The sequence below is a fragment of the Achromobacter sp. SLBN-14 genome, assembly GCF_006715415.1.
Lineage (GTDB): Bacteria > Pseudomonadota > Gammaproteobacteria > Burkholderiales > Burkholderiaceae_B > Achromobacter > Achromobacter mucicolens.
The window spans coordinates 4,625,686-4,647,821 of the sequence record NZ_VFNE01000001.1 but is presented as its reverse complement, the minus strand read 5'-3'; the positions used below and the strand labels follow the sequence as shown (position 1 = coordinate 4,647,821).

Genomic DNA, 22,136 nt, shown 5'->3' with positions numbered 1-22,136 from the left:
ATATAGACCCTCGGCAAACTTGTCCAAGAGACAATGACAAACTCGCCGAAACGCCTGAAAATGCCGCCTTCAGCCTGGGCAAAACCACGGAGTCCATCATGCCGCACAACACCCTAGACACACTCAAGAATTTCAAGATCGGCAACAAGTCCTGTCAGTTCTATTCGCTGCCGGCGCTGGGCAAGTCGCTTGGCATCGATGTGCAGCGGCTGCCGGTCTCCATCCGCATCGTGCTGGAATCCGTGCTGCGCAACTGCGACGGCAAGAAGGTCACCGAAGAACACGTCCGTCAGCTGGCCAACTGGCAAGCCAACGCCAAGCGCGAAGATGAAATTCCGTTTGTGGTCGCCCGCGTCGTGCTGCAGGACTTCACCGGCGTGCCGCTGCTGGCCGATATCGCCGCCATGCGTTCGGTTGCCGACAAGATGGGCAAGAGCCCCAAGAGCATCGAGCCCCTGGTGCCCGTGGACCTGGTGGTGGACCACTCGGTCATGATCGACTACTTCGGCACCAAGAACGCGCTGGACCTGAACATGAAGCTGGAGTTCAAGCGCAATCAAGAGCGCTACCAGTTCATGAAGTGGGGCATGCAGGCATTCGACACCTTTGGCGTCGTGCCCCCGGGCTTTGGCATCGTCCACCAGGTCAACCTGGAATACCTGGCGCGCGGCGTGCACCAGGACAAGAAAAACAACGTCTATTACCCCGACTCGCTGGTGGGCACCGACAGCCACACCACGATGATCAACGGCATCGGCGTGGTCGGCTGGGGCGTGGGCGGCATCGAGGCCGAAGCCGGCATGCTGGGCCAGCCCGTGTACTTCCTGACCCCGGACGTGGTGGGCGTCGAGCTCAAGGGCCAGCTGCGCGGCGGCGTCACCGCCACCGACTTGGTGCTGACCATCACTGAAATGCTCCGCCGTGAAAAGGTGGTGGGCAAGTTCGTCGAATTCTGCGGCGAAGGCACCGCCAGCCTAACCGTGGCCGAACGCGCCACCATCGGCAACATGGCACCGGAATACGGCGCCACCATGGGCTTTTTCCCGGTCGACGAACGCACCATCGACTACTTCCGCGGCACCGGCCGCACCGAAGAGGAAATCGCCGCCTTCGAGGCCTATTTCAAGGCGCAGAAGATGTTCGGCGTGCCCGCGTCCAAGGACATCAATTTCACCAAGCTGCTGACGCTGGACCTGTCCACCGTCGCGCCGTCGCTGGCGGGCCCGAAGCGGCCGCAAGACCGCATCGAGATCGGCAACGTCAAGAACACGTTCATCGACCTGTTCTCCAAGCCGGTGGCCGAAAACGGCTTCAACCAGCCCGCCGAAAAGCTCGACCAGACCTTCACGACCAGCGCCGGCACCAAGATCAAGAACGGCGACATCCTGATCGCGGCCATCACGTCCTGCACCAACACGTCCAACCCCAGCGTGCTGCTGGCGGCGGGTCTGTTGGCCAAAAAGGCCGTGGAAGCCGGCCTGACCGTGCCCAAGCACATCAAGACCTCGCTCGCCCCCGGATCCCGCGTCGTCACCGAATACCTGACCAAGACGGGCCTGCTGCCCTACCTGGAAAAGCTCGGGTTCGACGTGGCCGCCTACGGCTGCACGACCTGCATCGGCAACGCCGGCGACCTGACCCCGGACCTGAACGAAGCCATCATCAGCAACGACCTGGTGTGTTCGGCCGTGCTCTCGGGCAACCGCAACTTCGAGGCGCGCATTCACCCGAACATCAAGGCCAACTTCCTGGCCTCGCCCCCCCTGGTCGTGGCCTATGCGCTGGCCGGCACCGTGACGCGCGATCTGATGACCGAGCCCGTGGGCCGCGGCAAGAACGGCGACGTGTGGCTGGGCAACATCTGGCCGACCACCGAGGAAATCGACGCGCTGCTCAAGTACGCGCTGGACCCGGAAGCCTTCGAAGCCAACTACGGCCAGGTCAAGAGCAATCCCGGCAAGCTCTGGGAAAACATCAAGGGCGTCACCGGCGACACCTACAACTGGCCCGATTCCACCTACATCGCCGAACCGCCCTTCTTCGAGGGCTTCGGCATGACCCCGGGCGCGATGCCCACGGTCAAGGGTGCGCGCGCGCTGGGGGTGTTTGGCGATTCGGTCACCACCGACCACATCTCGCCTGCCGGTTCCATCAAGGAAAGCTCGCCCGCGGGCAAGTGGCTGAAAGAACACGGCGTCATGAAGGCCGACTTCAACAGCTACGGCTCGCGCCGCGGCAACCACGAAATCATGATGCGCGGCACGTTCGCCAACGTGCGGATCAAGAACCTCATGATCCCGGCGCTGCCCGACGGCAGCCGCTTCGAAGGCGGCGAAACGCTGTTCCAGCCCACCGGCGAACAGATGTCGATCTATGACGCCGCCATGAAGTACGTCGCAGCCGGCACACCCACCGTGGTGTTCGGCGGCGAAGAGTACGGCACCGGCTCGTCGCGCGACTGGGCCGCCAAGGGCACCCAGCTGCTGGGCGTCAAGGCGGTCATCACCCGCAGCTTCGAACGCATCCACCGCAGCAACCTGGTGGGCATGGGCGTGCTGCCCCTGCAGTTCAAGGGCAACGACAGCGTGCAATCGCTGGGCATCACGGGTGAAGAAACGTACGACATCTCCGGCCTGGAAAACGGCATCAAGCCGATGCAGGACGTGACGCTGACGATCACGCGCAAGGACGGTTCCAAGCAGGACGTGACCGTGCTGCTGCGCATCGATACGCCGATCGAGGTGGATTACTACCAGCACGGCGGCATCCTGCCGTTCGTGTTGCGCCAGCTGCTGGCGGCCTGACCGACAGCGGGTTCGCGTCAACAAACACGCCCCGGGACCTTGCGGTTCCGGGGCGTTTTTCATTGGCCCTGCGTCATGATTCGGCAGGTGTCTGACCCCTGGTCATCTTTAATCGAACTGATAGGCGTCCATCGCCAGCGCCCCGTACGACACCTCGTCGTTCAGGCGCTTTGCCTTTTCTCCGCCCGCGCCCAGCGCCACGTACAGCGGCATCAGGTGGTCGTCGTGCGGGTGCGCCTGCATCGCGCCGGGCGCCTGCGCCTGCCAGTCCAGCAGCGCGGGCACGTCGTGGCGCGCCAGCTTGTCTGCGTACCACGCTTGAAATCCCGGCACGTAGTCCGCCGCGGGCGCGTTCTGCGGCATGCGGACGTGGCGCAGGTTGTGCGTCAGCGACCCTGAGCCAATGATCAGGATGTCTTCGTCGCGCAGGCGCGTCAGCGCGCGGCCCAGTTCCATCTGGCCGGCCGCGTCGCGGCCCATGTCCAGCGACAGTTGCACGACGGGCACGTCCACATCGGGATACAGGTAGCGCAGCGGCACCCAGGCGCCGTGGTCCAGCGGACGCCGCGGATCGCGGTCGGCGGTGATGCCCGATTCCGCCAGCAGCGCCTGCACGCGCGCGGCCAGTTCAGGCGATCCGGGCGCGGCGTATTGCAGCGCATAGAGCTCGGCCGGGAATCCGCCAAAATCGTGCCAGGCAACCTGCTGGTCACGGGTCGACAGCGCCAGGCCTTCGCCCATCCAGTGCGGCGAAACCACCAGAATGCCGCGCGGCTTGCGGCCCTGCGCGGCGCTCCAATCGGCCAGCGCGGGGCCGGTCCGGCCGGGCTCGACGGCCAGCATGGGAGAACCGTGGGAAACGAAAAGCGTAGGCCAACGCATGGCGATGCCTCCAGAAGCAATTAACGATGCTCACATTGTCAGCCGATTCAAATGCGCAATAAATCCCCTTCGTGGGGATTGTCTGTTGCCCGATCAGCATCAATCCGTCATCTTGCAGATACTGCCGGCCGCCCCGGCGACGGCGGCCGGCGCAGGGCGAACCTCGCGCCCCCGCCGCGAGTGGCGGGCGTTAAACTACGTCGTTACACACTGAATGGACGTCCCCCGAAGTTATGGCCCGATCCCGCAGCCAATCCGCTCCCCGCATGACCCGTGACGCCACCCGGCTGGTCGCGCTTGCCCAGTCGCTGAATCGCTCGGGCAGCCGCGTCGAAGACGTCTTTTGGGAGACCCAGCTTGGCGAAGCGATCCCGAAGCTGCTCAAGGCCGGTCAGGATGCGCCGCTTGAAGCGGCGCTGGACCACCTTGCCCAAAGCGACGTAGGCGCCTACGAGGTCCTGATCGAACAGGCCGAAACCCTGTCCGAATCGATGAAGATCGAGAAAAACGGCGTCCGGTACGACGTACTGCTGATCGTCGCGCCCATCGTCGCGTGGACCCGCTATGCCATTCCGACCGGCCCGATTTCCGCCAACGCGCAGCAGGCCCTGCTGGCGCAGTTGCATGGGCACGTCCTTTCCAGCAACGCGCGCACCGCGCTGATGCCCATGCTGGTCAGCGTGGACCAGATGCCGCGCACGTTCTCCGAGACCTGGCAGTGGCTGCAACGCCTGGGCGCACAAGCACTGGGCGCCGAAACCACCAAGCCGGCGCTTAATACCGACACCGAAACGGCCAACATGCTGGCCGACACGCGCTACATCGTCGGCACGGTGGCCGTCCCCGAGGGCGAGCCGATCTTCCGCTGGCAGGAACACGTGGGCGATGCCGACGCCAGCCGCGATGCGTGCCTGGCGCAATGGGCGGCGCAAGCGCAGCCCACCCTGGCCGCGCTGCTGCCCGGCTGCGGTTTTGAAGCCCTGCTACCCGATGCCTACTACGTCAGCAACCGCGAAGCCGATCGTCAGGTTCGTCCGCTGTCGCTGCGCGCGGCGGTCAGCTGGCTGGAAGGCGCCGTCAACCTCGAAGCCGCGCAATTGCGTGCGGTCGTGGCCGGCTGCGGCGAAGGCCGCATCGACGAATACCGCATCGGCTTTACCGCGCGCAACAGCAACGACGTGTACTACGGCTGCGTCTGGCCGCTGTACGGCCGCGAGGAAGACCTGGTCATGGACGAAGGCCAGCCGGACGTGGTCGACGAGATCGCGGCGCTGCTGAAGGAATACGGCGTGACCGACGTGCGCCGCATCCCCGGCGTGCTCCCGCCCGAATACTGCGAGGACTGCGGCGCGCCCTACTTCCCCAATCCCCTGGGCGAACTGGTGCACGCCGAGCTGCCCGAGGACGCCGAGGCCGCGCCCGCCCAGTTCCACTAGGCCTGCCATGCAAGCGGACATCTTCTGCCGGGTCGTCGACAACTACGGCGACATCGGCGTGTGCTGGCGCCTGGCGCGCCAGCTTGCGCGCGATTTCCACTGGGATGTCCGCCTGTGGGTCGATGACCTGGCCAGTTTCGCGCACATCCAGCCCGGCATCGTGCCAGGCGCCGCGCGCCAGCAACTGGCAGGCGTCGATATCGTGCATTGGCCGGAAACGCCCGACGCCGCGCTGCAGGCGCGCGACGTCGTGATCGAAGCGTTCGCGTGCGACCCGCCCGAGGCATTCATTGCGTCCATGCGCCGCACCCATCCCGTCTGGATCAACCTGGAATACCTGAGCGCCGAGGCCTGGGTCGAAAGCTGCCACGGCCTGCCGTCGCAGCGGCCGGACGGTCTGGTGAAGCACTTTTTCTTCCCCGGCTTCACACCGGCCACCGGCGGCCTGCTGCGCGAGCCGGCCCTGGCCGCGGAACGCGAAGCGCTGCAAGGGTCGGCCGGCTTGCAGGAGGCCTTCCTGCGATCGGCCGGGGTGCCGGACGATGCGCTGGCCCTGCGGCGCGATGGCGCCCGTACCGTGTCCCTGTTTTGCTACCCGTCCGCACCGGCGGGTGAACTGGCGCAGGCGCTGGCGGCCGAGGCGCGCTCCACCCTGCTGCTGGTTCCGCAAGGCGTCGCGCCGGCGCTGGAAGCCGCCTGCCAGACGGCAGGATCGCCACGCGTCGTCCGCCTGCCCTTTCTTGCCCAGCCCGATTACGACCGCCTGCTGTGGTGCGCCGACCTCAATTTCGTGCGCGGCGAAGATTCCTTCGTGCGCGCCGCGTGGGCCGCGCGCCCGCTGGTCTGGCAGATCTATCCGCAGGACGAAAACGTCCATCTGGAAAAACTGGAGGCCTGGCTGGCGCGCTATCCGGCCCCCGAATCCGCCCACGCGCTGATCCGCGCCTGGAACCAGTCCGAACCGGGCAGCACGGCCCCGGCCATCACGGCCGCGCTGGCGCCCGACGCCTGGCAGGCATGGGTGGACGCGGCGCACGCCTGGAACGCCAGCCAGTCCGCGCTACCCGGTCTGGCGGAAAATCTGGCCGCATTCTGCGCAGAGTTGGCCAAGAAACGCTAGAATAGAGAGTTTTCTGAGTCGCCCTGAATGTGTCGGGCCTCAACTATGACGCCTCCCGGGGTGTGCAAAAGCCTGATGCGGCTTATGCAAGCACGGCGAGTGCACCCATCACCCCCGGAGTTTTATCGATGAAAACCGCTCAGGAATTGCGAGTCGGCAACGTGGTCATGGTCGGCAAGGATCCCCTCGTGGTCCAGAAGGCCGAATACAACAAGTCGGGCCGTAACGCCGCCGTCGTCAAGCTGAAGTTCAAGAACCTGCTGACCGCCTCGGCCAGCGAATCGGTCTACAAGGCCGACGAAAAGTTCGAAGTCGTTCAACTGGATCGCAAGGAATGCACGTATTCCTACTTCGGCGACCCGATGTACGTCTTCATGGACGAAGAGTACAACCAGTACGAAATCGAAGCCGAAAGCATGGGCGACGCCCTGAACTACCTGGAAGAAGCGATGCCCGTGGAAGTGGTCTTCTACGACGGCCGCGCCATCTCGGTTGAACTGCCCACCACGCTCGTGCGCGAAATCACCTACACCGAACCCGCCGTCCGTGGCGATACGTCGGGCAAGGTGACCAAGCCGGCCAAGATCAACACCGGCTACGAACTGAACGTGCCGCTGTTCTGCGCCATCGGCGACAAGATCGAAATCGACACCCGCACGAACGAATACCGCAGCCGCGTCAACAACTGATCCGGCCCAGCGTCAAAAAAGCCAGACCTTGCGGTCTGGCTTTTTTTTGGCGCTTGGCATAGTGCGGCAAGGTGTCTGACACCCTCTGGGACGCTGCGTCAAGCTGTAGATCAACTCCCCAGGGTGTCAGACACCTTGCCACAAGCTGCATCAACTCCTCTGGGAGTCAAACACCTTGCCGCAAGCTGCAGATCATCTCTTCAGGGGACGGACACCCCGGCGCGTTATTGCAGCCGTTCGTCGTCCAGGAAGTCGGGCACGGCCATGACTTCAATGCCGTCTTCGGCGAGGGCTTCGCGCTCTTCCACAGTGGCGGTGCCGCGGATCGGGCGGTCGTCGGCATCGCCTTCGTGGATGCGGCGCGCTTCTTCGGCAAACCGCGGGCCGACGTTTTCAGTGCTGCGCACCAGCGCCCGGACCTGGCGCATGACGGCGGCCTGCAGGGCGGCCATCTTTTCGGCGTCGGACGCGCCGGGCGGCACCAGGGGCTGAGCGGCAGGCGCATGCAGGTGCGCGACGTTCAGGCGGGGCGCGGACAGGCGCTTGGTGATGGTGGCCGACCCGCAGACCGGACACGTGACGAGGCCACGCGCCTGCTGCGCATCGTAGTCTTCGTGCGACCCGAACCAGCCTTCAAAAATGTGGCTGTGGTCGCACTCGAGGTCAAAAACTTTCAGTGCCATGGCGGGTATATGGAGTTCCGCACGCAGAATACAAGATTTGATTGGCCGGCGCTGCAAGACGTCCCCACTTCTGTCGGGACGCCTCGATAACCGGATCAGGCCGCTTCGGGCGGCCCGAAGTGCAAGCGCGGCACCGCGGCCAGCAGGCGGCGGGTGACTTCCTGGCGGGGCGCCAGCAACACCGACTCGGCCTGTCCCAGTTCGACGATGCGGCCCTTGTCCATGACCGCGATACGATCCGCCAGGTATTCGACCACCCCGAAATTGTGGGTGATGAACAGATAGGCGATGCCCAGTTCGGCCTGCAGTTCGCGCAGCAGGTCCAGGATCTGTGCCTGCACCGACACGTCCAGCGCCGATGTGGGCTCGTCGCAGATCAGCACCTTGGGTTCGACCGCCAGCGCGCGGGCGATCGCGATGCGCTGGCGCTGTCCGCCCGAGAACTCGTGCGGATAACGCGTCAGCGTGTTGGCCGGCAACCCGACCCGCTCGATGAGCTGCGCGGCGTGCTTCTCGCGGTCCGGCCGGCTCATGCCGCGCTTGAGCGACGCCAGCCCCTCGTCCAGGATCTCGCCGATGCGCATGCGCGGGTCCAGCGACGCATACGGGTCCTGGAACACGATCTGGATGTCCTGGCGCAGGCGCTGCAACTGGCGCCGGTCGGCGGTCAGCAGGTCCTGGCCTTGCAGCATGGCGCGGCCCGACACGCGCGCGCCGTCGATCAGCCGCAGCAGCGCCTTGCCGGTGGTGGTCTTGCCGCAGCCGGACTCGCCCAGCAGGGCCAGGGTTTCGCCCGCGCGCAAGGTGAAGGTCACGCCGTCCACGGCCTTGACCCACGACACGATGCGGCGCAGCGGCCCCTTGCGCACCGGGTAATGGACTTTCAGGTCCTGCACGTCCAGCACCACGCCGCCCGCCTTGGCCGGTTCGCCCCGCGCGCGCTCCTGCGCGGCCGCGGCGCGACCGTGTTCGGTCAGCGGCACGCCGCGCTTGTCGAACGTGGGGATGGCTTCGAAGAGCTGTTTGGCGTAGGGATGACGCGGCGCGCGGAAGAATTCCTCGGCGCTGGCGCTCTCGACGATCTCGCCGCCGCGCATCAAGGCGACGTGGTGCGCCACGTTCTTGACCACGGCCAGGTCATGCGTGATCAGCAGCACGGCCATGCCCATTTCCTGCTGGATGGTGGCCAGCAGGTCCAGCACCTGCGCCTGCACCGTCACGTCCAGCGCAGTGGTGGGCTCGTCCGCGATCAGCAGCAGCGGCTCAGCCGCCAGTGCGATGGCGATCATGACGCGCTGCTTCTGGCCGCCGGAAAACTGGAAGGGATAGTCGTCGATGCGGCGCTCGGGCTCGGGGATGCCGACCCGGCGCAGCCAGTCGATGGCCCGCGCGCGCGCAGCCGCCCCGCGCAGGGGCGTGTGCGCGGTCAGCGTTTCGATGATCTGGTCGCCCACCCGCATGACCGGATTCAGGCTGGTGGACGGTTCCTGGAAGATGATGCCGATACGTCCGCCGCGCACGCCGCGCATGGCGCTCTCGGGCAGGCGGTTGAGGTCTTCGCCGTCCAGGTCGATCTGCCCGCCCACGATGCGTCCGGCATCCGGCAGCAGCCGCAACAGCGCCAGCGCGGTCATGCTCTTGCCGCAGCCCGATTCGCCCACCAGCGCGAAGGTCTCGCGTTGGGAGATGGCCAGCGCCAGGCGCTTGACCGCGTGGGTGATGCCGGTTTCGCCCGCGACGTCGACATCCAGGCCCTGCACGGTCAACAAAGGGGTGCCGTCGCTCATGGCGCCTCCCCGGTCTTGGAGGCGCGGCCGTCGGCCGCCAGCATGGCTTCCGGCCGGCGGCCCATAAAGCCCAGGCGCGCGAGGCGGCTGGGCTTGTAGCGGCGTGTGCGCGGATCGAAGGCGTCGCGCACCGCGTCCGCAAACAGGTTGGCGGCCAGCACCAGCGCCAGCATGAAGATGAAAGCGGTCATCAGGTTCCACCAGATCATGGGATCGCGCGACATTTCCAGCCGCGCGCCGTCGATCATCGAGCCGAAGGAATTCATGCTGGGATCCACGCCGATGCCCAGGTAGGACAGCACGGCTTCATACAGAACGAGCCCCGAAAATTCCAGCACCACGGTGATCAGGACCAGATGCGCGACGTTGGGCAGCAGGTGGCGCGTCATGATGCGCCAATGCGAAACACCGAACGCGCGCGCGGCCTGCACGTATTCCAGCTCGCGCAGCTTGAGGGTCTCGGCGCGCAGCAGGCGGCACAGCCCCGCCCAGCCAGTCAGTCCGAGAATCATGCACAAGAGGAACAGCCGCAGGTCGGCGCGCGCGGCGGACGTGTCGAAGAGGTCAGAATGGTTGTCGATGTAGACCTGCATCATCAGCGCGCAGGCGGCCACCAGCAGCACGCCGGGAATCGACGTGATGGTGGTGTAAAGGTATTGAATGGCGTCGTCGACCTTGCCCTTGAAATACCCGGCCGCGATGCCGAAGACGATGGCGGGCGGCAGCATCGCCAGCGTGGTGAGGCTGCCGATGACGAGCGCCGTGCGGATGCTTTTCAGCGCCTGCCACAGCACGTCGTTGCCGATGCGGTCGGTGCCCAACGCGTGGTAGCCGCTGGACAGGCCGGCCAGCGCGCCCACGGCCAGGCACAACAGCGCAAAGGTGATTGTCATGGCACGCCACGGGATATCGGCCCGGCCGGCCAGCAATTCCTCGGCGGCGTGGGACGCCGACCCGGTGGCGCGCGCCAGGCACGCGAACAGCAGCACCGCGCCCGCCAGCGCCACGCCCAGCCCGGCGGCCAGGCCCCAACCCAGCCGCATGGCGATGTCGCCCCCGCGTTCCTTCTCCGGATCGGTCAGGTGCAGCGCGGCGCCGCGCAGCCGCGGAAAGTCGCGCACCGGCTTGTCGTCGATCAGCATGGTCTCTTTGGTGAACTGATGCGCGGCCAGCGGTTCGGAATAGGTTTTTTCGGGGCGGGTCAGCACGGTGCCGGCCAACAGGCCGTCCAGCGCCGACCGCACCGCCGGCGCATACACCGGCGGGGCATCGGCGGCCGCGCCCGGCGCGGGCGGCAGCAGCGGACGGTAGTGCACGGAATCCAGCAGGCCGATCACCGAAAACGCGACCAGGATGACGGCCGAGCACATGGCGGGGGTATCGCGCGCCACGCGCGCCCAGGTGGCGCGCAGGTTGGGACTGCGGCGCACGTGCCACACATAGGCCAGCGCGCCGGCCACCATCAGCCACAGCGCGATATCGGTCCAGAGAAAGACGAACTTGGGCATGGCGGCTACTCGAAACGCACGCGGGGATCGGCCAGCGTGTAGGAAATGTCGGCCAGGATCAGCCCCACGATGTACAGGGCCGCGCCCAGGAACACCATGGCGCGCACGATCGAGAAATCCTGCGCATTGATGGCGTCGATGGTGTAGCTGCCCAGGCCGGGAATGCCGAAGAACGACTCGGCGATCAGGCTGCCCATGAACAGCAGCGGCAGCGCGGCGACGGTGCTGGTCAGGATGGGCAGCATCGCGTTGCGCAGCACATGGCGGAACAGCACGACGCGCTCGGCCAGCCCCTTGGAACGCGCGGTGCGCACGTAATCCTTGCCGATTTCTTCAAGAAACAGCGTGCGGTAAAAGCGCGCCTCGGGTCCCAACCGAGACACGATTGCCACCAGCACCGGTAGCGCAAGGAACTTGATCACGTCCAGGCCGCCCGAATAGCCCGAGAACGGCACCAGCCGCAAGAGCTTGGCGAACAGCCATTGGCCCGCAATGATGTAGAACAGGCTGGATATCGACAGCAGCATCACGCACAGCACGACGCCCCAGAAATCCAGGCGCGTCGCCCGGAAGTACACCAGCGTCAACGAAAACACGATGCTGGCGAACAGGCCCAGAAAGAAGGTGGGCACCGCCAGCGCCAGGCTGGGCCCCATGCGCGTCTTGATCTCGCGGCCGATGTCGCGGCCGCCGTCGGAGGCGCCAAAGTCCATGACCAGCAGCGGCACCGAGCGGCGGTAGAACACCGTGTCCGTCAACTGCGCCGTGCCCTGGGCCTGGGCGTTGAAGAACAGCGGCTTGTCGTAGCCGCGCTCGGCCTTCCATTTTTCGACGGCGTCCTGGCTGACGCGCTGTCCGCCGATGGCCAGCCGCGCCATGTCGTCCGGCGTGTTCACAGCGAAGAACAGGATGAAGGTGAAGAGATTGACGCCGATCAGAATCAGCACGCCATACAGCAGCCGGCGGATCACATAGCCGATCATGATTGATGCTCCTTGCGTTCGGGCGGCACGAATGCCGTCTGGCGTTCACGCCGCTTGAGCGCCACGTACGAAGGCCAGATCGCCAGCGCCAGCAGCAGAATGAAAACGCCGATGGGCCACCAGATCGGCGAATTCCATTCGTCGATCTTCTGCTGGCGCAAGGCCGGATCGATCTTCATGTACTGCAGCGTGTTGCGCACCATCTGCGTGGGCTTGGCGTTGCCGACCCACTGCTGGTAGGCCCCGCCCGACATCGGGAAGTAGCCGAACATCCACGGCGCATCGCGCTGGACGACGGCGATCATCTGGGCGATCAGTTCGGCCTTTTCGGGGCCGTCGTCCAGGAATTTCATTTGCTCGAACAGTTTGTCGAATTCGGGGCTGGCGTAGTTGGCCGCGTTTTCGCCGCCGCCCTTGGCCTTGGCGTTCGGGCCGTAGAGCAGGAAGAGGAAGTTTTCGGCGTCGGGGTAGTCGGCGTTCCAGCCCCACAGGAAGATCTGCGCGGCGCCGCGAAGCATCTTGTCCTGGAAGCGGTTGTAGTCGGTGGCGCGCACGTCGAGCTGCACGCCGATCTTGGCCAATTGGCGCCGCATCCAGTCGAACTGCGGGTTGGACCCGCCTCCGCTCATCGAGTCGAAATACAGCACCAGCGGCGCGCCCGTCTGCGCGTTGCGGCCATCGGGGTAGCCGGCCTCGGCCAGCAGCCGCTTGGCCACGTCGATGGACTTGCGCACGGGCTTGCCATCGACCAGGTCATACACCACCGGATTGATGCCTTCGGGCGGGTCGCGATAGCCCAGCACGCCGGGCGGCACCGGGCCGTATGCGACGGACGCCTGGCTGTTCTCGAACACGGCCACGTATTCTTCCCAGTCGAAGGCAATGCTGATCGCCTGGCGCAGCTTGCGGTTGCGCTCCTGTTGTTCGGGCGTGTCGCCCTTGCCCACCACCGGATCCAGCCAGTTAAACCCCATGTACCAGTTGGCGGTCTCGACCGTGGTGGGCAGCTTGATGCCGTGTTCCTGGTATTTGCGCGCCTTGTCCTGGCTGTCGCCGGCCGCCACCAGCATCGCCACGCCGTATTCGCCGCGCTCGATCTGCGGCACGTCGTAATAGCCCTGCATGAACTTGCCGGTCAGCGGAATGGCTTCTTTTTCGACGCTGAACTCGGCGCGGTCGATGAAGGGCGTGGGCTTGCCGCAGTCGGCCAGCAGGCCTGCGGCCTTGTCGCCGGGTTCGCCTTCGCAGGGATAGGGCTCGCCGTGGTAATTGGGGTTGCGGCCCAGCACGTGGCGGCGGTTCTGAAGCGACTCGACCAGCATGTACGGGCCGGTGCCGACCGGCCAGGTGTTCAGCGACAGGTCGTGCGCGGCCATGCCGGGCTGGCTGTAGAAACGGTCCGCCTCCCAGGGAATGGGCGCGGTGAAGGTCATGGCCAGCCAGTACTTGAACTGCGGATACTTGCCGTCGACGCGGATGCGCAGCGTGTGGTCATCCAGCGCCTCGACGCCCGTAAAGCCGTCGTCCTCGCGCAGATCCAGCCAGGGCAGCGTGCCGCTGCCGCCCGGCACGTCGCGCCGCAGATCCTGGTCGCGCTGGCGCAGCCGGTCGCCGTAGTCCTTCAGGCCCTGCACGTGCTCGGCCATGAGCGAATAGATGGGCGACACGACCCGCGGGCTGGCCAGGCGCCGGAAGGCATAGGCGTAGTCGTGGGCCGTGAGCTCGCGGGTGCCCGTCAGGGGGAAATCGGGGATGTGGAACTTGTCGTCCAGTTCGCCCGGGGCGAGCGGATAGTAGGCGTAGCTGCCGTCCTGCTTGCGGGCAAAGGCCGGGTGCGGCGCAAAGCGTATGCCGGGACGGATCTTGATGTCGTAGACGCTTTGCGCGATCTGCTCGCCGGGCGCGTCCTCGGGCAGCGGGTTGCCCGCCTTGTCCAGGTAGACCGGCGGATCGATCGACGCCGCCGCGCGCGGCACCAGCTCGTAGGGCCGCTTCAGGTAGTGATACCCGTAAAGCGGCTCATAGATGTTGTAGGTGTAGGGCGTCTCGTCGCCGGAATAGGAGCTGGCCGGGTCCAGGTATTTGGGCGAGCGTTTGACGAAAGCGGAATACAGCGTGTTCTGGCTTTCGGCGCCGGATGGATAGGGGCTGTTGATGGGGCTTTCCTGCGAGCAGCCCGCCAACGCCAGCGACAGCAGCATGGCCGACGCCCAGAGCCGCTTCAGTACACCCATGGAAACCTTCCCGTCGTTTCGTAGCGACAGAGGATAGCAAATGGGGGGCCGGGGAAGTACCCCGGCATCCCCCTAGGGACGAAATGCGGGGCTGGCGGCCTTCAGCCGCACTGGCGCTGGCGCCAGCAGTCGTAGCGCCACTTCCAGGGCTGCACGGGGTCCGGACGCGCCCACACCCCGCGGCCAGCCGCCTTGGCCTGGCGCTGCAGGTCCGGCATGGCCTTGTCGCGCAGGTAATCGCCCTTGCGGGCCGTGTAGGCCCAGGCGTAGCCGGCTTCGACCTGCACGCGGTTGGCCGAGCGGCCGTCGGCCAGGATCAGCGCGCAGACATCGCGGCCATATTGGTCCTGCTCGTAGCACTGCGCCGTGAGCGTCTTGCCGGCCACCAGATCTGCCAGGTGCTTGCGCGACGCCTCGGCGTCGGGCTGGCCGGGCTGGTCCGTGCCATGGCCCTCCTCCGGCGCGTCGATGCTGTCCATCCGGATACGCCGCTGGCCGTCAGGCGCCCGCAGCGTCACGGTGTCGCCATCCGCCACGTTCACGATCGTGCCGGTCAGGGTGAAGCTCCCCGGCGGCACACCACCCGCAGGCGCCACGGCCGACGGTTTGCCTGCGGCCGGCGCCGAGGGCTTGCCGCTTGCCGTCGGCCCCGGGCGCTGCGGCGCCGAATCCTGCGGTTCAAGCCAGTTCGCGATGGCACCCGCCACCGCCAGAACCAGGGCAACGACAAGGGCGGTCAGCTTGCTGCCGCCACGAAAGGGAGATTTGCGGCGCATCACAACCAGCCGGACTTGCGGAACCGCCAGTACAGCACCGAGCAGATGGACGCGATGACGCCCAGCGTGATCGGATACCCCCACGGAGACTTAAGTTCGGGCATGAATTCGAAGTTCATGCCATAGATGCCGGCGATGGCGGTAGGCACGGCCAGGATGGCGGCCCAGGAGGCCAGTTTGCGCGTGGTGTCGTTCTGCGCCGCCTGCCCGATCATCAGGCTGGCTTCAAAGGCGAACGCCAGCGACTCGCGCAGTGAATTGAACAGTTCGTCCACGCGCAGCACCCGGTCGGCCACTTCGCCGAAGTAGGGCCGCGCGTGCTCGTCGACGGCGGACATTTCGACCCGCGCCAGCCGGCGGCAGATCTCGGCCAGCGGCGAGACCACCGTATGGATGCGCAGCAGGTCGCGGCGCTGACGGTACAGCCTGCGGATATCCGAGTCCTTGGCGCCGCGGATCAGGAGCTTTTGCTCCGCGCCCTCGACGACGCTCTCGATCTTGACGGCCGCCGAGACATAACGGTCCACCAGCCAATCCAGCAGTTCGGACGCCACATAATCGCTGCCGCGCTTGAGCAGGTCGGGCGAGGCCTCCAGGCGCTCGCGCAGCGGGCTGTGGGCCGCCGTGGCGCCGCGCCGCACCGTGACCAGAAAGCCGTCGCCGATGAGGAACTGCGTCTCGCCAAAGATGGGACGTTCAGCCTCGACCTCGACCGTGATGGCGACGATCAGGATCATGTTGCCGTAGTCGATGATCTTGGGCCGCCGGTGGGTTTCCAGCATCTCTTCCTGGTTCTTGTCGCAAGCGCCCAGTTCGCGCGACACCTTGGCAAGCGTTTCGGGGCTGGGGTTGCGCAGGCCGATCCACAACATGCTCTGGCCCTGGCGCTGGGCGACGTACTGGCCGGCTTCAGCAATGGGCACCTCACGGTCCCGCCGTCCGTTCACGTAGGCGATCGATGCCACGACCTCGCCCTTGGGCGCGTCGGCGGCTTGTGCTTCAGTAGACATAGACTTCCTCGGACAAATCGATCCCTGCCGCGCAGCGTGTGGTTATCGGCCGATGATAGCCCAGCCCGCTGACGGGCCGCTGGCTCAGAAAAGGCTGCGCACCCGCTTGGCCACGTCGATGCGCGGGGCCTGCGGCTCGCGCGGCTCGGCCCGTCCGGGCGGCAGGTCGGGCAGCTTGGGAAGATGGTCAAAGAGCGGCAGCATCGCGTTGGTGATGAACCGCGTGCGCGATCCATAAACGTGGCGGTCGCCCATGCCTGTCTGCTGATGCACATAAAAGCGCTGCGGCACGACGAGCTGAAGCCGTTCCTTGGCCCGCGTCATGGCCACGTAAAGCAGCCGGCGCTCTTCCTCGATTTCTTCGGCGGTGCCCGTGCTCATGTCCGACGGAATGCAGCCATCCACGACGTTCAGCACATACACCGCCTTCCATTCCTGGCCCTTGGCCGAATGGATGGTGGACAGGATCATGTAGTCCTCGTCGCGCAGCGGCGCGCCGGATTCGTCACTGGTGGCGTCGGGCGGGTCCAGCGTCAGCTCGGTCAGGAAGCGCTCGCGCGACGGGTAGCCCGATGCGATGCGCACCAGCTGGTCCAGATCGGTCTTGCGCACGCGCGCATCGTCATACAGGCGCTCGAGCTGGCCGCTGTACCAGCGCAGCGCCAGGTCCACGTCAGCGGGCCACTTCAGGGCGGGGTCGCACAAAGCGGCGTAGGTGTCGGCAAAAGCGCCCCACTCTTCCTGGGCCGCCGCGCCCGGCTTGAATTCGCGCAGCGTGCGCAGCGGCTCGGACGAGGCGGACATGGCGTCCATCAGCTTGCCCGCCGTCGCCGGCCCGATGCCCGGCATCAGCTGCGCAACCCGGAAACCCGCCATGCGGCCGCGCGGATTCTCGGCCCAGCGCAGGATCGACAGCAGATCCTTGACGTGCGCCGCTTCCAGAAAGCGCAGCCCGCCGAATTTGACGAACGGGATGTTGCGACGGGTCAGCTCCAGTTCCAGCGCGGCGCTGTGGCTGGCCGTGCGAAACAGCGCCGCCTGCGACTTGAGCGTCGCGCCCCCCTCGCGCTGCGCAAGCACCTGGTCGGCCACCCAGCGCGCCTGGCCGGCCTCGTCGCTCACCGTCACCAGTTCGGGCATCTGCGAGGACTTGCGATCGGTCCACAGGTCCTTGGCATAGCGTTCGGTCGCCTGCGCGATCACCGCGTTCGAGGCGTTCAGGATGGGTTGCGAGGACCGGTAGTTGCGGTCCAGCGTGATGACGCGCGCCGGCGCGGGAAAGAGATTGGGAAAGTCCAGGATGTTGCGCACCGTGGCCGCGCGGAACGAATAGATGGACTGTGCGTCGTCGCCCACCACCGTCAAGCCCCGGCCGTCCGGTTTCATGGCCAAAAGAATGGCCGATTGCAGCCGGTTCGTGTCCTGGTATTCGTCAACCAGCACGTGGTCGAAGCGCGCGCCCACGTCGGCCGCGATTTCCTCGTCCGACATCATCTCGGACCAGTACAGCAGCAGATCGTCATAGTCCAGCACCTGCTGATCCTGTTTGGCCGCGACGTACGCGCGGAACAGGTTCTTGAGCTCGTCCTCCCATTGGGCGCACCACGGAAACGAGGTCTTGAGCACGTCGCCCACGGGCGTCTGGCTGTTGACCACGCGCGAATAGATCGCCAGGCACGTCCCTTTGAGCGGAAAGCGCGATTTGGTGGAGGACAGGCCAAGTTCATGGCGCACCATGCCCATCAGGTCCTCGGCATCGCCGCGGTCGTGGATGGTGAAGGCCTCGGACAGACCGATGCGCTGGGCGCAGTCGCGCAAGAGCCGCGCGCCGATCGCATGGAAGGTGCCCGCCCACGGCAGCGACGGCGCCTGCTGCGACGCGCGCAGGTTCATCACCCGCTGCAGCACCGATCCCACGCGCCGCTCCATTTCCAGCGCCGCTCGGCGCGAAAACGTCAGCAGCAGCATGCGCTGCGGGTCCGCCCCGTTCAGGATCAGGTGGGCCACGCGATGCGCAAGCGTGTTGGTCTTGCCCGACCCCGCCCCCGCGATGACCAGCAGCGGGCCATCGGTGCCGGGCGCGCCTGCCACGCCGAATTCGGCCGCTTCGCGTTGGGCGGGATTCAGGTCGGCCAACGGATCGGGCCGCTCGGCAGCTCGCGCGGCGGCGTTGTCGTTGTCGGGAGTATGCGAAAGAGGATCTTGGTCTGGCATGTCGCGGAGCCGCAGCGCTGCGGCCGCAAAAAAGGAAGGAGCCAAGGCTGGCTCCGGATGAACACTGTATATTTATACAGAATTTTTGCGAATCCGTCTGAACCGCCCTGGCGCCATGCCCGATTTCCCCCGCATCCTGACCGGCACCGCCTCCTGGACCGACCCTACCCTGCTGGCCTGCGGCCGCTTTTATCCGCCCGACGCCCGCAGCGCCGAATCCCGGCTGCGCTTTTACGCGTCGCGCTTTTCGCTGGCCGAGGTCGACTCCAGCTTCTACGCGATGCCCACCCCCGACAACGCACACCGGTGGGCCACGCGTACGCCGGACGACTTCGTCTTCAACATCAAGGCCTTCCGGCTGTTCACCGGCCACCAGACGCCGCTCTCGGCCCTGCCCGGCGACATCCAGCGCGAACTGGCCGACTGGCCGGATCCGGTCATCTACCACGACCGAATGCCCGCCGACCTGCGCGACGAACTCTGGCGGCGCTACCAGTTGGCCATCGAGCCCTTGCGGATGCCGGGCAAGCTGGGCGCGGTGCATTTCCAGTTTCCGCCGTGGATACGGCGGGACGCCCGGGGCATGGCGCGCGTGGCCGACTGCGCGCGGCGCATGGAGGAACACCTGGTGTCCGTGGAATTCCGCCACCGCAGCTGGTTCGAGACCGCCGATGCGACGGCAGGCACGCTGGCCTTCGAGCGCGATCTGGGCGTGGTGCACACCGTCGTGGACGCCCCGCAAGGCTTCGACAACACCGTGCCCGCGGTCTGGGAAAGCACCCATCCTGACCTGACGCTGCTGCGCCTGCACGGGCGCAACGCGGCCACCTGGAACGCCTCGGGCGCCGCGTCGTCGGGAAGGTTCCAGTACGAGTACTCGGAAGCGGAACTGGCCGAACTGGTCGCCCGCTTCACCCGGCTGGCCTCGCAATCGGGACAGGCCCACGCGGTGTTCAACACCAACTTCGAAGACCAGGGCATGAACAACGCCGCCGCCTTTGCCTCGGCGCTGACGCTGCCGGGCGTGTGAACGGGTATCAGGCGCCCGCCTTGGCGGCAGGCCGCGCCACGGGCCGTGCCACTTCGGCCAGACTCTCCAGCAGCACCTCGAACTTGCGCGCGATGTCGTGCTCCGGCACGCAGGCGTAGCCCAGCAGCAGCCCCGGCCGGCGTCCTTCGTCGTTGACGTAGTAGCGCGAGAGCGCCCGCGTCAGCACGCCCTTGCTGCGGGCCACCTCGACCACGCGCAGGTCGTCCATGTCGGGCGGCAGGGTCAGCACCAGATGCAGGCCGGCCATGCTGGCGTCGCGATGCAGCCAGTCCGGTCCCAGCCGCCGCTCGATCAGGTTGACGAGCATGGCGCGGCGGCGGCCGTACAGCATGCGCATGCGGCGGATGTGCGCCGCGTAATGGCCTTCGGAAATGAACGTCGCCAGCGCCGCGTGCGTCATAAGGTGACCCTCGCGGTACAGCTCGGCGTGCGCGGCCTGGAACGCCGCGGTCAGCGGCTTGGGCAGCACCAGATAGCCCACGCGCAGGCCGGGGTACAGCGTCTTGCTGAACGTGCCCATGTAGATCACCGGCGCGTCGGACTCCAGGCCCAGCAGCGACGCGATCGGCCTGCCCGAGAAGCGGAATTCGCTGTCGTAGTCGTCCTCGATGATCCAGCTGCCGCACTGCCGCGCCACCGCCAGCAGTTGCCGCCGGCGGGCCAGCGACATGACCGGCCCCAGCGGATACTGGTGCGAAGGCGTGACGAAGATGAACCGCGGCGGCGTGCCCACGGTGTCCGGCAGCCGCATGCCTTCTTCGTCCACGGGCAGGTGCACCGTGCGCAGTCCGTTGGCCTGCAGAATGGTGCGCGCGCCCCAGTAGCCGGGGTCCTCGACCCACGCCGTTTCGCCCGCCTCGCCCAGGATGCGCGTGGCCAGGTCGATGGCCTGGTGCGAGCCTTCGGTGATGATGATCTGTTCGGGATCGCAGTCGATCGACCGGGTCAGCGCCAGATGCTGCGCCAGCGCCTCGCGCAGCGCCGGCAGCCCGCCGCCGTAGGAATACGTCAGCAGGTCCGGCGCGGGGTTGCGCCATAGCGCGCTGAAGATGCGGCCAAACTTCTTGTGCGGAAACTCGGTCAGGTCGGGCACGCCCGGCATGAACGCCCCCCACTGGTAGGGCGAGGCCGACACCCCATCGACGATAGCCGCGCCGCGCGGCGACAGCGAGGGACGCGAAGCCGCCTCGTGCGCCTGGCGCGCGCGGCGGCCACTGGCCAGGTAGGAGTCCGGCACCGACGCATTGACGAAAGTGCCATTGCCCTGCCGGCTGCGGGTATAGCCCTCGGCAAGCAGCTGGCTGTAGACGTGCACGACCGTGTTGCGGGCAATGCCCAGCTCGGCCGCCAGGTCCCGCGTGGCGGGCAGGCGCGAGTCCGCGGCAATGGATCCATCCAGGATGGCTTCACGGATGCCGCGGTAGAGCCGCTTGTTCATGGGCTCGCTGGCGCCATCGGCCAGGCGCAGAAGCAGCAAGTCACCGACGATGGACCGCAATTGGTTCTACCTGATTTATTAAAGTGGTTCCCACAAGTGGGGCCATCGTAGCATTAAATAAGTGCTTTACCGCCCATCACTCTCATCGAGACCGAGATGAAGAATCAGGATCTGAATACCCGCCGTTCCCTGGCCACGCCGCGCGGCGTCGGCGTCATGTGCGACTTCTATGCCGTGCGCGCGGAAAACGCCACGCTGTGGGATGCCGAAGGCAAGGAATACATCGACTTCGCAGGCGGCATCGCCGTGCTGAACACGGGCCACCTGCACCCGAAGGTCAAGGCCGCGGTCACCGCGCAGCTGGACAACTTCACGCACACGGCCTATCAGATCGTGCCGTACGAAGGCTACATCTCGCTCGCCGAGCGCATCAACCGCGTGGCCCCCATCGATGGCCTGAAGAAGACCGCCTTCTTCACGACCGGCGTCGAAGCCGTCGAGAACGCCGTGAAGATCGCACGCTCGGCCACCGGCCGCTCGGGCGTTATCGCCTTCTCCGGCTCGTTCCATGGCCGCACGATGCTGGGCATGGCGCTGACCGGCAAGGTCGCCCCCTATAAGCTGTCGTTCGGCCCCATGCCCGGCGACATCTATCACGTGCCGTTCCCCAACGCCACGCAATCGATCAGCGTGGCCGATTCGCTCAAGGCGCTGGACCTGCTGTTCAAGGTCGACATCGATCCGAAGCGCGTCGCGGCCATCATCATCGAGCCCGTGCAGGGCGAAGGCGGCTTCAACATCACGCCGCCCGAACTGATGACGGCGCTGCGCAAGGTCTGCGACGAGCACGGCATCCTGCTGATCGCCGACGAAGTCCAGACGGGCTTTGGCCGCACCGGCAAGCTGTTCGCGATGGAGCATCACACCGTGCAGGCCGACATCATCACGATGGCCAAGAGCCTGGGCGGCGGCTTCCCCATCTCCGGCATCGTCGGCCGCGCCGAGATCATGGACGGCCCCGCCGCGGGCGGCCTGGGCGGCACGTACGCCGGCAATCCGCTGGCTGTGGCCGCGGCGCACGCCGTGCTGGACGTCATCGCCGAGGAAAAGCTGTGCGAACGCGCCACCCAATTGGGCGACAAGCTGCGCGCCCACCTGGAAGGCCTGCGCGGCAAGGTGCCCGGCATCGCCGACGTGCGCGGCCTGGGTTCGATGGTCGCGCTGGAACTGAACGACGCGGCGGGCAAGCCCGACGCCGAAGCGGTCAAGCGCGTGCAGAAGCGCGCCCTCGACGCCGGCCTGATTTTGCTAAGCTGCGGTGTATACGGAAACGTCCTGCGCTTCCTGTATCCCTTGACCATTCCCGACGCCCAGTTCGCACGCGCGCTGGACATCCTGTCCGAGGCGCTTGCCGCTTGAGGCGCGAGCCCTGACTAACCGGTTATTCGGCCGGCGGGCATAACGATTGCGGGCGTAGCAGGTTCCCGGCTTGGATCTCAAGCCTGAACCCTGCCGCGCCCG

General features: G+C 66.4%; 16 protein-coding genes. 6 read left to right on the top strand and 10 right to left on the bottom strand.

Translation table 11 applies throughout. From position 1 onward, the window contains the following. The first annotated feature begins 98 nt into the window (after positions 1 to 98). On the top strand, positions 99 to 2,804 hold the full coding sequence (gene acnA, locus FBY20_RS21260; RefSeq protein WP_056323778.1) for an aconitate hydratase AcnA: 2,706 nt from the start codon (positions 99 to 101) through the stop codon (positions 2,802 to 2,804). 108 nt (positions 2,805 to 2,912) lie between these two features. Here acnA and FBY20_RS21255 read toward each other — a convergent pair whose 3' ends face one another. After that, positions 2,913 to 3,686: a class III extradiol ring-cleavage dioxygenase gene (locus FBY20_RS21255; protein WP_082586320.1), complete on the bottom strand. Its 774-nt coding sequence runs from the start codon at positions 3,684 to 3,686 to the stop codon at positions 2,913 to 2,915. A 233-nt stretch (positions 3,687 to 3,919) separates the two neighbouring features. Between FBY20_RS21255 and FBY20_RS21250 the strand changes: the two genes are divergently transcribed. The 3 genes from FBY20_RS21250 to efp all read left to right on the top strand — a co-directional run bounded on the left by FBY20_RS21250 (position 3,920) and on the right by efp (position 6,931). Continuing rightward, entirely contained in the window at positions 3,920 to 5,122 is a 1,203-nt protein-coding gene (locus FBY20_RS21250) for a DUF2863 family protein (protein WP_056323772.1), read from the top strand. Between the two features lie 7 nt (positions 5,123 to 5,129). Further along, the gene (gene earP, locus FBY20_RS21245) at positions 5,130 to 6,242 is read left to right on the top strand and encodes an elongation factor P maturation arginine rhamnosyltransferase EarP (RefSeq protein ID WP_142054437.1); all 1,113 of its coding nucleotides are present in this window, start codon (positions 5,130 to 5,132) and stop codon (positions 6,240 to 6,242) included. A gap of 128 nt (positions 6,243 to 6,370) precedes the next feature. Further along, positions 6,371 to 6,931 carry an elongation factor P gene (gene efp, locus FBY20_RS21240; protein ID WP_006225610.1) on the top strand — a complete coding sequence of 187 codons (561 nt, stop codon included), beginning with the start codon at positions 6,371 to 6,373 and terminating at the stop codon, positions 6,929 to 6,931. A 224-nt stretch (positions 6,932 to 7,155) separates the two neighbouring features. Here the strand turns inward: efp and FBY20_RS21235 are convergent, their stop codons facing one another. From FBY20_RS21235 to FBY20_RS21200, 8 genes are all read right to left on the bottom strand, one after another. Then, complete coding sequence (locus FBY20_RS21235) at positions 7,156 to 7,614, bottom strand: DUF1178 family protein (RefSeq protein WP_056323766.1); 459 nt, start codon at positions 7,612 to 7,614, stop codon at positions 7,156 to 7,158. A 95-nt stretch (positions 7,615 to 7,709) separates the two neighbouring features. Next, positions 7,710 to 9,401, bottom strand: coding sequence for an ABC transporter ATP-binding protein (locus FBY20_RS21230; RefSeq protein WP_056323763.1), 1,692 nt, complete (start codon positions 9,399 to 9,401; stop codon positions 7,710 to 7,712). Continuing rightward, a complete protein-coding gene (locus FBY20_RS21225) occupies positions 9,398 to 10,909 on the bottom strand; it encodes an ABC transporter permease (protein ID WP_142054435.1) in 1,512 nt (503 codons plus the stop codon). Before FBY20_RS21225 ends, FBY20_RS21230 begins: the two co-directional genes overlap by 4 nt. A 5-nt stretch (positions 10,910 to 10,914) precedes the next feature. Then, entirely contained in the window at positions 10,915 to 11,892 is a 978-nt protein-coding gene (locus FBY20_RS21220) for an ABC transporter permease (protein ID WP_056323758.1), read from the bottom strand. Further along, positions 11,889 to 14,126, bottom strand: coding sequence for an ABC transporter substrate-binding protein (locus FBY20_RS21215; protein ID WP_142054433.1), 2,238 nt, complete (start codon positions 14,124 to 14,126; stop codon positions 11,889 to 11,891). The genes FBY20_RS21220 and FBY20_RS21215 overlap by 4 nt, the downstream gene beginning before the upstream one ends. A gap of 101 nt (positions 14,127 to 14,227) precedes the next feature. Continuing rightward, a complete protein-coding gene (locus FBY20_RS21210) occupies positions 14,228 to 14,905 on the bottom strand; it encodes a thermonuclease family protein (protein WP_174245440.1) in 678 nt (225 codons plus the stop codon). Next, positions 14,902 to 15,912 carry a magnesium and cobalt transport protein CorA gene (locus tag FBY20_RS21205; RefSeq protein WP_142054429.1) on the bottom strand — a complete coding sequence of 337 codons (1,011 nt, stop codon included), beginning with the start codon at positions 15,910 to 15,912 and terminating at the stop codon, positions 14,902 to 14,904. Before FBY20_RS21205 ends, FBY20_RS21210 begins: the two co-directional genes overlap by 4 nt. An 84-nt stretch (positions 15,913 to 15,996) precedes the next feature. Beyond that, entirely contained in the window at positions 15,997 to 18,126 is a 2,130-nt protein-coding gene (locus tag FBY20_RS21200) for an ATP-dependent helicase (RefSeq protein ID WP_255452432.1), read from the bottom strand. A gap of 115 nt (positions 18,127 to 18,241) precedes the next feature. On the opposite strand from FBY20_RS21200, the gene FBY20_RS21195 reads away from it, so the two are divergent. Then, positions 18,242 to 19,156: a DUF72 domain-containing protein gene (locus FBY20_RS21195; RefSeq protein ID WP_142054427.1), complete on the top strand. Its 915-nt coding sequence runs from the start codon at positions 18,242 to 18,244 to the stop codon at positions 19,154 to 19,156. Positions 19,157 to 19,163: 7 nt separating this feature from the next. On the opposite strand, the gene FBY20_RS21190 is transcribed toward FBY20_RS21195, so the two are convergent. After that, positions 19,164 to 20,675, bottom strand: a complete 1,512-nt coding sequence (locus FBY20_RS21190; RefSeq protein ID WP_370458352.1) for a PLP-dependent aminotransferase family protein — start codon at positions 20,673 to 20,675, stop codon at positions 19,164 to 19,166. A 96-nt stretch (positions 20,676 to 20,771) separates the two neighbouring features. On the opposite strand from FBY20_RS21190, the gene FBY20_RS21185 reads away from it, so the two are divergent. Beyond that, positions 20,772 to 22,034 carry a 4-aminobutyrate--2-oxoglutarate transaminase gene (locus FBY20_RS21185; RefSeq protein WP_056323744.1) on the top strand — a complete coding sequence of 421 codons (1,263 nt, stop codon included), beginning with the start codon at positions 20,772 to 20,774 and terminating at the stop codon, positions 22,032 to 22,034. The last annotated feature ends 102 nt before the right edge of the window (positions 22,035 to 22,136 follow it).